6 protein-coding genes are annotated in these 14,058 nt (G+C 36.8%); all 6 read right to left on the reverse strand.

The window, feature by feature from the left end; all coding sequences use genetic code 11:
* Positions 1-36: 36 nt before the first annotated feature.
* The 6 genes from H8S00_RS10245 to H8S00_RS10270 all read right to left on the reverse strand — a co-directional run bounded on the left by H8S00_RS10245 (position 37) and on the right by H8S00_RS10270 (position 13,813).
* Positions 37-3,489, reverse strand: a complete 3,453-nt coding sequence (locus H8S00_RS10245; RefSeq protein ID WP_118589895.1) for a glycoside hydrolase family 76 protein — start codon at positions 3,487-3,489, stop codon at positions 37-39.
* Positions 3,490-3,569: 80 nt separating this feature from the next.
* Positions 3,570-7,184 carry a CotH kinase family protein gene (locus H8S00_RS10250; protein WP_118589897.1) on the reverse strand — a complete coding sequence of 1,205 codons (3,615 nt, stop codon included), beginning with the start codon at positions 7,182-7,184 and terminating at the stop codon, positions 3,570-3,572.
* A gap of 221 nt (positions 7,185-7,405) precedes the next feature.
* On the reverse strand, positions 7,406-7,975 hold the full coding sequence (locus tag H8S00_RS10255; RefSeq protein WP_118589899.1) for a hypothetical protein: 570 nt from the start codon (positions 7,973-7,975) through the stop codon (positions 7,406-7,408).
* Between the two features lie 20 nt (positions 7,976-7,995).
* Positions 7,996-9,159: a hypothetical protein gene (locus tag H8S00_RS10260; protein ID WP_186840511.1), complete on the reverse strand. Its 1,164-nt coding sequence runs from the start codon at positions 9,157-9,159 to the stop codon at positions 7,996-7,998.
* 283 nt (positions 9,160-9,442) lie between these two features.
* A complete protein-coding gene (locus H8S00_RS10265; RefSeq protein ID WP_186840512.1) occupies positions 9,443-11,359 on the reverse strand; it encodes a hypothetical protein in 1,917 nt (638 codons plus the stop codon).
* Positions 11,360-11,605: 246 nt separating this feature from the next.
* Positions 11,606-13,813, reverse strand: a complete 2,208-nt coding sequence (locus H8S00_RS10270; RefSeq protein ID WP_186840513.1) for a PT domain-containing protein — start codon at positions 13,811-13,813, stop codon at positions 11,606-11,608.
* Positions 13,814-14,058: the final 245 nt, after the last annotated feature.

A 14,058-nucleotide genomic window follows, 5' to 3' on the forward strand; every position in this document is an offset into this window, starting at 1 on the left:
ATCCCGTATGGCAGCTTCATTAAATTATATTAAATTTTAATTTGTTCCTACTAAATCATTTCCCCAGCTGTAATCAACCTCAGCATAATTTGGATTTACAACTTTCAAAATGCTGTTGTAAAGATACTCATGTGCAGTGATTGTATTCATCTTAACATTCTTATACAAAACATCTGCAATATCATATACTGAATAACTCTTAACAGTGCTGTATCTGTAAGTTCCGTCTGACAATTTTGCATAGGCTCTGATTTTGTATTCTGCCGAATACTCTACCGAAGTAAATGAACCAAATAACGTTGTCCTTACAAAATATGTAGCTGTGTCTGAGCTTCCAAATACAGTATCTGTTGTTCCCTGCGATGTGGAATCTAAAGCTGCAACATACTTACTGTCACTGTTTACACGCATATCATCATCAGAGATATTAAAGGTGTTTCCACCTGCTTTATTTACTCCGTAAATTAATCCCCATCCTACAACATTCTTTCCGTCTATTGTCGGTTCTACTGAACCGACAACCCTGCTGCCTTTGCGGGTAGCACTTATCTGATATCCTTCTATTTTAATGCTTCCACTTTCCATAGTCGGTTCCACATAAGCTTCATCGCTAAATAAGAAATAGTCAATATTTCCTACATGTGTCTTTCCACTGTCCGGTGTAAATTTAAGATATACATTATGTACTCCGGCGCTTATTTCAGTTTTCAGCGCAAACTGTTTTTCAACATATGCATCCCAACTGTCCTCAGCTGTTTCTGTAAGATAAAATTCACCGACAGGTGTTCCGTCTAAACTGTCTAAATACAATGAAACCTTTCCGGTAGCAATCTTACCTCTTACTGAATATCTCATTATGATGCTCTTTGCAGTTTTAGTAAATCTTACACTATCGTATCTTGCCCACTCTCCATCATTGGTATTTCCAAGGTATGTATCATAATTAATTGTTCCGTTGAAATCGTCTGTTTTCTCAGCTTCTATTTTTGAGAATGCATCTTTATATGCGCTGTCTACCAAAATAGTTCCATCCGGTACTATCCATTCACCGTTTACAGTTTCCATATGGAATGTCTCCCATGAACCTCCTATACTGTCGGAAGTTGAAAGAATTGCCTTATCTCCACTTGGATCAACTGCCAGATATTTTCCATTGGCAATGGATTTAATGGCAAACTGTTTACTCTTACTTGTATCTGATGCATATCTTTCTATAACGAACTTTTCTCCGTTATAAATTGCTGATGTACTTGCAGTAAGATATGAACCTTCACTTACCATGCATATATATTTTCCGGATATTAATGACTTAAAGGAAACTGTTCCGTCACTGTTCTTAATTATCTTAAACTGTTCCCCTTCATCTCTCTTGTCGCTGGACGCCACAATTGTTGTATCGCTGCTTCCATTTTTACACTTTGCATACTGATTAGATGAATCTGACTTTAAGAAAAAGTATCCCTGGTCATCATTTGTTGCCTTTGCAAATTTAAAATAGTCAAAATTGCAAACATGAGTAGTATCCGCCTTAAATACTACATATACATTTTGTACTCCTGTAATACGTGCCGTATCAATTGTAACTTCTTTCCAATTCTGCCATGTTCCCGTATTTTCAATACTTGCCTTTGCTATAAGAGGACCTGTTGTACTTCCCAGTCTAAATTCAATGGTTCCATTTGCACCTTCTTTTTCGGTACTTCTTGAATACTTGAAAGTCAACTTTGATGCTCCTGCATCTCCAAAATCAATGTTATAGTAAGCAGCATAGTTTCCGTTCATTACGCCTCCTAAACTTCTGCCACCACTAGTTCCACTGGAATTTTCTGAAATAAGTCCCTTACAGTAATCCAAATCTTCCGCTTCAATATTTGAATATGCATCTCTCTCTAAACTATCTGCATATGTAGGAATATTTGCCATAAGTGAAATAGCATTATATGCTGCAAAAGAATCCCATGTAGCATCTTCTGCTGCCTTTTTCTGCCATGAACACTGCATAATTCCCTTTGAATTACTATTCATCCATGCTACTTTTGCATTGTCCTTAAAGAATGAAAGATACTCGCCTTTATTAAAATCTACAATGAACTTTCTCATATATCTCATAAGGATACCACGCATACCTGAAAGGTCACCGGAGTTTGTGTTCTCTTCCTTAAGAATATTATTGTAACAAAGGCCTTTTACCGTATTTGCCATTACATTACATGCATCATCATAATACTGCTGTGTTCCATATTTTTCATAAAGCATAATTGCAGCTCCAAGGAAAGTTCCCTGATTATATGTAGAACGCCAGTTGTTTCCTGGACTATCCCATACATGTCCTGCATCATCACCTTCTCTTACATACAATGAACTGTTTCTCCATGCATCAAATACGCTTTTTGCCTTGGTATAGTAACTTTCATCACCTGTTGCAATTGCAAGATAACAAGCTCCTACTGTGGCAGGACCATTAATACATGATGTGGTTCCGTCACCTCTTCCGCTTTCATGAGACCATCTGATAAGTCCGTCTGTTCTTCCTTCTGTTCCTCTTTTATACATAAAGTCCCAGTTTTTCTTTGCAATATCTAAGTAACTCTGGTCTCCAAATAATAAATATGCTCTTACTGAATCAAGTACAGCCCAGGCTATATCATCATTAAAATCATTATTTGACCAGTAATCTCCGTTTCTTGCTATGAAATCTTTATATGTATTTTGAAACATTTCTTTATAAATAGATTTACCTGTAGTTTCATAACCATCAAGCATAGCTTCCATAACTTCGGCAATTCCCCAGAAACCGCCACCTAAACTGTTATATCCTGTGGTTGAATTTTTTACATAATACTTATTTTTAAATGCCTCTAATGCCTTATCAGCCATTGCCTCTGTAAAGGTTGCATCCTCCACGTCACTTTTCTGGATTCTCCATATCTGACGTGGCTCATAATCTACGCTTTTTGCCTTTGTCCATAATCTGACCTGGGCACCGTCGGTATCCTTTTTATCATCGTCACTAATAATTTCAGCATATTCTTCCTCACCGCTATCATTCTTTACCGCTGAAACAATATAATAACATCCTGCATAGGTTCCTGATGTAATAGGCACCAGTTTCCATCTGTAGTTATCAGAATTATCATTACCGTTTAAATCCATATTATCCCCATTATTTTTTCCGGTTATTTTTATGCTCTTACCGGATACTGCATTGGTAATATTGTAATAATCTCCCGTTTCCTTTAATGTCCATCTTGCTAAATTACTCATTGCATCTGTATTCCAAACTACGCAATTTGCATAAAATGTTGAAAGGTCAGTCTGGGTTATTGCCTTTCCATTATATGCAGATACAATTGTGTAAGTTGCACCATTAGTTATTCCTGAAGTTGCGGCTTTTACTTCAACACTTTGTCCTATGCTAACATTAGGGCAAAATGTAACAATCATGGTTGCAACAAGCAATAATGAAATAAATTTCTTAAACTTATTCATTTTGTACCTCCTTTTTTTATTTTAAAAGAGCCAAATACCCTCCTTCGTATTTAGCTCTTTATGTACTATTTGTGTGCCATTTATTTTACCACTATGTTTCCCCAGTCGTAATCTCCCTCTTTATAACTGCTGTTTACATATTTCAATATTTTAGTATATAAATAGTCATATGAAGACTTGTTGCTTACTAACTGATTCTGATAAATATAATCTGCAATATCGTATACAGTATATGAATCCACATTACTGTAAACTATGGAGCCATCTGCTAACTTTGCATATGCTCTTACATAGTATTTAGCAGTAAATGCATTAGCTGTTACATTATCTGTTCCATCTCCTGCATCACAGCTCATTGTCATTACATAGTATGATGCTGTTTCTGAATCTCCTAACTGAACACTTGACTTTCCTGCATCGGTAGCCATATATCTCTTTACGTAATCGCTGGATGAATCATATGTTAAATCTGATTCACTTATTGGATTGTTTCCATAAACCAGTCCGTAAATAAGTCCTTTTTCGGAAACTTCCTTTCCATTAACTGTAGGCTCTACCTCATACACAACACGCATACCCATATTTCCTGCTATGCCGTTTAATGAAGAGGTCATCTGATATCCTGTAATATCAATGTCTGTACTGATTGTTTCACTTCCCGCTGTATTATAATTAATATTCCACTGGCTGCACATCCATTTATTTCTTGTTTCTAACCAGTTAGTGAGATATTCAACATGTTCATCATATGTATAATTAATGTATGGTGACAATGTACTATATCCATATGGGTAATATTTGTATTCAGCCGAATCCGGTGTTGATTGGCTCCAGCCTGCACCGCCTTCACTTATTGCCGAATAGTTTCTGTCTTTTGATTTTCCCATATAATTCAAGTTAGCATTTATTCTGCTAATTCCTAAAGAATTTTCGCTGTAAAGATTCTGAATCTGTGGCTGCATTGACCTAAATTTTGAAATAACCTTATTTTTAAAGGTACTATTCTTCATTAAGTATCCAAACCACGTATTTACCTGCTGACATCTGAAAGCATCTGTCTTTCTACATTCTTCCACAGATGAATTTCCTGATGACAAATCAAAATCCCACAAAGGCCCTGCATATATAATTGTATTTCCCTTTGCATCTTCCTTTGTATAGAACTTAACTGAACTGTAACCAAAATCAACCGTGTTAAATAATTCATTTACAATATACATATCCACAAATGAATCTACATTTATGCAGTCTAACACTTTGTCTGAAGACGTATCGGTTAATGCCGTTTCAAAAGCTGATAATGTGTTCACCCAGTTTGAATACTTAGCAGTGTCTGTTCCTAAGCCTTCCGGATCCTCCACTACGAATCTTACACCAAGATTTGTTGTATAATATGTAGCTCCTGCTTCTTCTCTGTCAGCCTCTAACTCAAACATCATTTCCTTATCATTTGTTTCATCATAAGAAACTCCTGATCTTCCATTGTCTGCCGGCTCACTTACCAGATATGTTCCCTTAAGCTGTCCGTTAATGTATAGGTCTGCATAATGTTCCTCCGGTGTTGCCACCATTCCCAATTCTTTTCCAAGTTCCATTGCAAGTTTATTTCTGATAAGGGTCTTATCAAATGCATTTGCCAAAAGGCACCACTTTTTAGCTGCCTTAGCACCACTAAATAATGTCTGCTTAGAACTAAAGGATATATTGTAAGCGGCTTTATCTGCCAAAGATGTTGAATTTCCTCTTAATTTAATTGTTCCTGTATCACTTACGGAATTCACACCGTCTTCTCCACCTATAACGGTTATTGTACCCGGTGTTTTACTTTCCTTTGTGATTGTTGGATTAGCATCATCTGTAACTACATAAATTCTTGATATATCGTCCGGGTCTTTACTCATGTCATGAGTTTCCCTCTCTGTAGTAGCTTCTGTTACAGCCTCAGTTGTTTCAGGTACGGTTTCATTCTTTTTAATGTTAACGCTTCCCAGTAAAGTTCCATCCTGTGCATAATATGCCACTGTTGATGTCCCTGAAAGTGCTGTTAAATATACAACCGCTCCTGCACCGTCAATTGCCACTGATTCATTTCCTACTTTATTTCCATTAATTGTAACGTAACCTATGGCTACCTTTGTACTCATGTATATTCCATCTGCATTGGCAAATCCCGGGTGCTGTACATTTACAACAGTAATGTTATCTGCACTTGCATATGAATACATGTTATTTGAATTGTCTACTGTTATCCATTCTTCATCACCTGTAACCGGCTTAACAGTTGTCGGTTCAGGTGCTTTCGTTGTTTCAATTACTGAAGGAGTAGTATCCGTAAGAGTTACATTCTTAAAGTTTAATGTAGTTCCTGCGGCAACTTTTCCTAAATCAAACATAAACTGTACCGTGTCATTGGTAGGTTTAAATGTTCCTGAATAAACATTATCTCCTGATACTAATGTTTTTGTGCCAAAATTAATATCTCCAACTTCATCCTTCATGAAGACCGAAGCTCCTGCCTGATTGGAATTAACTGTTACACTATATGAATATGTGTGTCCCGGTGTAACACTTAATTTCTTTGTATGGGCATTCATTCCCCATTCCTGTCCGCCGCTTGCCGTAACTTTCAATGAAAAATCATTTAAGTCTGAACCACCTTTATATCTTGCTGCAGTTCCTGCCCAAGATGAACCTACATAGTAATTCCAGCTTCCAAGGTTTACAGTATTATCTGATGCACATGTTGTGTATCCGTCATCTACCTGTGTAGGCTGAGTAACGTTTTCTGTCTTTTTATTTATTACAAAGTCAGAATCTGAACCCTGATATACTCTTACGTAGTCAACGTACATAATCGCATTGGAAAAGCTGTCACTTACAGTCTGATACTGGGTAAACGGTGTATTTGGACCTCCAATGGCAAGGTTTAACAAAATATAATGATTTCGCTGAAATTCTTCCATTGCTGCACTTGAAATACTCATGGTTTCATAGCATGTATCATCTACAAACCATTTCATTACATCTCCATACCATTCCACTGAATATCTGTGCCACTGTTCAATACTTCCTATGTAACCAAACTGACCGTTTGTTTCACTTCCTGCATACACATGATTATATGAATCCCATAATGAAGTACCCGGATTCCAATGTAATGTACCAATTGCAGTGTTTTCCGTGTTTCTGTGTTCCATAATGTCAATTTCGCCACAATTAGGCCAGTTTCCATTTTCACCCATCATCCAGAATGCAGGCCACACTCCTGACTGACTGCCATTTTGAACTCGCATTTTGCACTCAATTTTTCCGTATCTTGCAAACTGCTTTCCCTTTGTTGTCAGTCTTCCTGATGTAATCTGTCCATTTTCTCTCTGTGCCTTAATTGCAAGACATCTGCCGTCACTAGACTCCGAATCCCATGATGTATCTGCAATATAAACGTTATTTGTACTTGTTGTGTAATTCTGAATTTCGTTATTTCCCCATCCGCTGTTTCCGGTATCATAATTCCATACAGAAGTATCAACGCCACTTCCTACATTTCCGTTGAAATCCTCAGACCATACTAATTTCCATGATCCGCTTCCCCCTGATGATGTTACCGCCGCATTGACTTTATTAGCCGGTGTAAACTGTATTCCTGCTATTATAACAGCTACAGCAGTAAGCAATGACATAACCTTTTTAAACATATGCCCCCTCCTATTTACATTCTTTTTTATAGATTAACATTTTACAATTTAATACTCAATGTAATATGAAATTTGCTTACCTATTCTAAAAAAAACTTCCCCTCCGAAAATATCTGTTCTTTTTCGGAAGGGAGATTTTACTTTATTTTACGATTGTATTTACCCAATCATAATCTTTTTCTATGTAGTTGTTATTAACATACTTCAAGGTACGATTTTCATTACTTTTTTATTTTCACTTTTTTCACTTTAGACCATTTGCTTGTGTATGTCTTCTTTCCGACTTTCTTCAAAGCTCTTGCTCTTACATACAATTTCTTTTTGTTCTTTAATTTTTTGCTCTTTAGTGTAAAACTTGTTTTCTTTACTGTCTTCTTCAAAACAACTTTTTTGAATTTTTTGCTTTTTGAAATCTGAACCTGATATTTTGTTGCTCCCTTTACTTTTTTAAGAGATATTTTAATCTTAGCTGCCTTTTTAGATTTCTTAGCTGATTTTACAGCAGTTGCCTTAACCTTAACTTTTGTATCATTCTTTTTAGTGGTTGCCTGATTGTTGTTTTTTGTAGGTACAACTGTTGGTAAGTCTCCTCTGTTATGTGTTGTGGTTTCATCTACCGGCAAGTCTCCTGTATTGGATGTTGTGGTGAATAATTCATGCCACGGATTTGTTATTATATCTCCATCATAGTCGCCATTTGCTCCTTTGGCACTTAAAGATAACACTCCAAATGTTCCTAAGGATAAAGTTGCAACTAATGCATACATTGCTATTTTCTTATACAATTTCATTCTATTACTAATCCTCCTGTTTATTTCTTAATTTTTACTCTCTTAGCCTTTGACCATTTTCCTGTGTATACTTTTTTGTTTACAACTTTAACAGCTTTTGCTCTTACATATAATTTTTTCTTATTCTTTAATTTTCTGCTTTTTATAGTAAATTTTGCTTTCTTAACAGTTTTCTTTACAAGAACTTTTTTAAACTTCTTTGATGTTGAAACCTGTACTTTATATTTCTTTGCTCCCTTTACTTTCTTAAGGGATATTTTTACTTTTGCAGATACTTTTTTCTTTGAAGCAGATTTAACCTTTACTCTCTTTACTGTAACCTTCTTAGTAGTTGCCTGCTGTGTAGGCTTTACTGTCGGCTTATTTGTTGGAACTACCGTTGGTTTGTCTGTCGGTACTACTGTTGGTGCTTCCGTTGGTGCCTCTGTTGGGGCTTCCGTCGGTGCCACTGTAGGTGCTTCCGTCGGTGCCACTGTAGGTGCTTCCGTCGGTGCCACTGTTGGGGCTTCCGTTGGCGTTACTGTTGGGGCTTCCGTCGGTGCCACTGTTGGGGCTTCCGTTGGCGTTACTGTAGGTGCTTCCGTTGGTGCCTCTGAAGGATTTCCTCTTTTAATAACAAATATAAGTTCTCCCTCTGTTTCAAGTTTAATCTTAACTATTGTATATGCATTATCAGGTAATAATGTTGGATTTAACTTAATAATGCCTGTGCCTAACATAGTAATTACACCATCTGCCGGAGCCTGTCCATTAATTGTTACATCTGCATTGGCACCTTCACCCTTAGGGTCATAAAATGAAATCTGTAAAGTTGTTCCTACATCTCCGTACCAGAATGACGCCCCTGTAATAGTTGATTTTACTATTGAATAACCTATTTTAAAATCCGAATTTTCTGCACATATTAAATCCTCATATGTAAGACTTCCAGGATCAATTTTATCTGTATCGTACTTGGTAGTAACTTCCGGCTTACCAGAAGTTGTTGTTTCACCAGGTGTAGGGGCTTCTGTAGTTGGGGCTTCTGTCTCCGTAAACAATTCTCCCCATGGATTCTTTATAATATCACCATTAAATTCTGTTTCAGTTTCTGTTTCCACTGCTTTGGCTGTATAATCTGCCATAGCCGGCATTGAACCTGCCAATACGGTAACTGCACATAATATCGCAATTGTCTTCCTCATTCTTTCCCTCCTGTAAAATATGTAGTGCCTCCTCCCTCCGGTCAGCGGCATTTTATCGGAAACATGTCTATAAGCGAACTTCGTTCGTTTAGTTTCCTATCTGTTCAAAATAATCACATTCATTCTACCATTATGGAATTTAAATAACAAGGTATATTTTTACCATATTATCATTATATATATTGTCCAAATCCACTAAAGAATTACTGCTAATCAGATTTTCTCCGACAAAAAAACAGAGGCAGAAACCCACCTCCGTTTTTATGTAAAGAAACTATTTCAGTTATTTAACTTTAACCTTTTTAGCTTTTGACCATTTTCCTGTGTAAGACTTCTTTCCTACCACCTTAATAGCCTTTGCTCTTACATATAATTTCTTTTTATTCTTTATTTTGCTGCTCTTAACTGTAAATGACAACTTCTTTACTGTTTTCTTTACAAGTACCTTCTTAAAGTTCTTTGATGTAGAAATCTGTACCTGATATTTTGTTGCTCCCTTTACTTTCTTAAGAGAAATTTTTGCCTTAGCTGAAGCTTTCTTCTTTGAAGCTGATTTTACTTTGGCTGTTCCAACTTTTACCTTAGCTGTTGTAGGTGCTACTGTCGGCTTCTGTGTTGGCTTTTCTGTTGGAGCTGCTGTAGGTGCCTCCGTTGGCTTTTCTGTTGGAGCTGCTGTAGGTGCCTCCGTTGGCTTTTCTGTTGGGGCTGCTGTAGGAGCCTCTGTTGGTGCTTCAGTCGGTGCCTCTGTTGGTGCTTCAGTCGGTGCCTCTGTTGGAGTTTCCGTAGGAGCTTCTGTCGGCTTTTCAGCAGGTGTATCAATCTTGCTGTCATCTAAAACATTTCCTTCTGCATCCTTTACAACAGGGGTGAAAAATTCTATAGGATTGGTCAGACCTACCCAACCCATTCCTACTACAAATTCGCCTTTTCCTTCTCCGTCAGCTGTAAATGTTCCTGTTAATGTCTGTGCTCCTCCATTTAATTGAATTTTAGCTTTGTTGTTTGTTACCATTACGTTTCCATCATTAGATGCTGCAACTATGTTCCATTCAACTGTGTATGTAGCATTAGGTGTTAAATTATAAAATTTCTTAATAACCTGTAATCCCCATGCATCATTCCAGTTGCTGTTTGTCTGCTGAACTATAACATGCTTTGCATCTTTTTCATCGATTCCTGCCTTAGCAGTTGAAGCATTCCAGCTGGTTCCCAAATAGATTTTATAACCACCTAAATCAAATGTTCCTTCTTCATTAAATTCCTTGTCTAATTTAATCTCTGAACCAGGAGCTGCTGTTGACTCTTCTGTTGGTGCCTGTGTTGGATCAGCTGTTGGTGCTTCCGTCGGATTTTCTGTAGGTACGTCTGTCGGAGCAACTGTTGGTGCTTCTGTTGGTTTTTCTGTAGGTGTAACTGTTGGTGTATCACCATCATCTGTTCCATTTTCATTTTTTATAATAACAGTTGCTGTTCCACCTGCATATTCAATTTCAACAGTGTTTGTTTTCTTTGTCATCGCTGAAAGGAAAACAATAACTCCTGCTCCCTGAATTTTTGTAACTTCATCACCTGTTTTTCCATTAACTGCAACTGAGCTGATTCCTGCCGGTACATTTACATATATACCTTTTTCAGGCGACCAATCCGGCTGCTGAATATTATTAACTGTTGCTGTTGTTGAATCGTCATATGAGAATCCATCCCCTAAGTCTATCCAAACCTTTACTGAAGGATCTCTTGTTGTTGTTTCCCCTTCATCTTCTATTTTTAATGTTGCATTTCCTGTAACAGTAGCTGAATTTTCTGTAGCTGTTGCGCTAACAACTATCTGATATTCTCCCACTGCCAATGTGCTTACCTCTGATAAAGGAATAAACATACCATGGGCATTTGTTCCGTCAATTTTTACACTTTTTCCATCTACTGTTGTTGTAATAGAAGCAGCATCTACTTCTGTACCCCATGCAAAATGGATTCTTGCCTTGTCAAATATTCCCTGACATGTAAATCCTGCAATAGTAGCATCGCCGTCTGTAACTGTGTAAACTTTTCCATCTACAGCAACGCTTCCCTTTGCCTTAACCGATGTCTGTCCATAAAATGTCATCGAACTGACAACCATAGCTATGGCACAAACATAAGCAAAAAACTTTTTCATTGAATTACTTAATTTCATCATATACTCCTTTCTATAACTCAACTTTTTTCAGATGATGTTCCTCCTTTTTTTCATTCAATCACCTTGTTTTCATTCTAGCATATTAGGTAAAAACCGATTAGGTGTGTTTTTTTATAAAGGTATCATTTTTATATATTTTTTTATGTTTTTTGTCCTTAAAGAATGTAATTTAATATCAAAGTTTTCCCATCTGTAAGTCATATAAAGAAAGGTCATCACACCGGCAAATAATTCCACCTGCATGATGACCTTATATATGTTCTTAGTTTATTTTACTTTAACCTTTTTAGCTTTTGACCATTTTCCTGTGTAAGACTTCTTTCCTACCACCTTAATAGCCTTTGCTCTTACATATAATTTCTTTTTATTCTTTATTTTGCTGCTCTTAACTGTAAATGACAACTTCTTTACTGTTTTCTTTACAAGTACCTTCTTAAAGTTCTTTGATGTAGAAATCTGTACCTGATATTTTGTTGCTCCCTTTACTTTCTTAAGAGAAATTTTTGCCTTAGCTGAAGCTTTCTTCTTTGAAGCTGATTTTACTTTGGCTGTTCCAACTTTTACCTTAGCTGTTGTAGGTGCTACTGTCGGCTTCTGTGTTGGCTTTTCTGTTGGAGCTGCTGTAGGTGCCTCCGTTGGCTTTTCTGTTGGAGCTGCTGTAGGAGCCTCCGTTGGCTTTTCTGTTGGGGCTGCTGTAGGAGCCTCTGTTGGTGCTTCAGTCGGTGCCTCTGTTGGTGCTTCAGTCGGTGCCTCTGTTGGAGTTTCCGTAGGAGCTTCTGTCGGCTTTTCAGCAGGTGTATCAATCTTGCTGTCATCTAAAACATTTCCTTCTGCATCCTTTACAACAGGGGTGAAAAATTCTATAGGATTGGTCAGACCTACCCAACCCATTCCTACTACAAATTCGCCTTTTCCTTCTCCGTCAACTGTAAATGTTCCTGTTAATGTCTGTGCTCCTCCATTTAATTGAATTTTAGCTTTGTTGTTTGTTACCATTACGTTTCCATCATTAGATGCTGCAACTATGTTCCATTCAACTGTGTATGTAGCATTAGGTGTTAAATTATAAAATTTCTTAATAACCTGTAATCCCCATGCATCATTCCAGTTGCTGTTTGTCTGCTGAACTATAACATGCTTTGCATCTTTTTCATCGATTCCTGCCTTAGCAGTTGAAGCATTCCAGCTGGTTCCCAAATAGATTTTATAACCACCTAAATCAAATGTTCCTTCTTCATTAAATTCCTTGTCTAATTTAATCTCTGAACCAGGATTAACTGTAGGAGCTTCTGTTGGTGCTTCCGTCGGAGCTTCTGTAGTTTCAGGCTGTGTTGAAACCTTTGCATTTACTGTATTCTTTGTAACTTCTATTTCATTGCCCTGGCTGTCAAATGCTTTGATGGTATATGTGAATTCTGTATCATAATCAGCAAGTACAACATCCACCCAGTCAGCAACAATATCTTTCTTTATTTCATTTCCTTCAGCATCATAAAGTGCATATGAAGCTGCTCCTGTAACCTTTGTCCATTTAAGAAATGCTGTTAAGCCTTCATTTCTCTCCTGAAATACATTCATTTCATTATTAACATACTTTTCAAAATGAACAGGTTCTGTAGTTCCTCTTGCAACTATGGCTCCTGTAGCATCTTTATATATTATTCTAACTACATAGTCACCACCATTTTCAACTTTAATTGAATCATCCTTTGAAGCTACAACATTATCAACATCTGTTCTGCCTTTTGCAACTCCCCAGATGTAATTATTTGTACCGTTCTTTGCCCAATGCTTTTCATCTTCAATAACTGAGTCCGGAGTTCCAATGTAAAATTCCTGTGTTAAACCATCCATACCTTCAGGGTGTACCCATTTTACTGTAATTCCGTTATTAACATCCTTCTCAACACTTGTAATTTCAATGTTTGCCACTGTGTCTGCATCATGTACTGTAGTTGTTTCTACCTCTCCCGGAACTGTAATTCCCTTTGATGCTGTTTTTACAGGGTTAGTATCTGCCTGAGCATCTTCAACTGTTGAATATGCTACAATATACACAGTATGTGTTCCCTGTGCAAGATATATACCTGCCTTTCCATTGGCTGCAAAATCAGATGCAATTGTAAATACCTTGTCAAACTTGTAATTGTTGTTCATTCCTCCATTTTCATTCAGCCATTGAAAATTGCTTTTCCAATTCCATTCATTCGAATAGTTAATTGCGGAATGATCTGAATCCGTCTGGTCTACATAAATGCAGTAGATATAAGGATCCTTTGCTGTTTCACCATCATAAGCAGAAGTAAATTCCACGTCAAACATTTTAACGTTATCTTCTACGCTCCATGTTATCCGGGAGATTTCAAACTCTCCTTCTGCCCTGGCTGTTGCATCATTAATAACCAATGATGATACAACCATGGCTAAACTTAATGCAAAAGCTAAAAACTTCTTAACTGTTTTGTTAAATTTCATTAACGTTATCCTCCTTTAATTCTTTAATACTCGTTTAGTTTCTCGTACAAACTAAAGATGTTATTATTATAGCATTGTCTTTTGTGCATTTCAACGATTAAAACGTTTGAAACGCTTTTTATTTTATGCATTTTTTACAAGTATTTTATGCGTTTTTTAACTCTTTTCATACTATTAATATACTTGATTTGAAATATTTTTATCTTTATTTACTGTGTTTTGTTATTATATTATCCATTTTGCAA

It is taken from the genome of Eubacterium segne (genome assembly GCF_014287775.1).
GTDB classification, from domain to species: Bacteria; Bacillota; Clostridia; order Lachnospirales; family Lachnospiraceae; genus Eubacterium_G; species Eubacterium_G segne.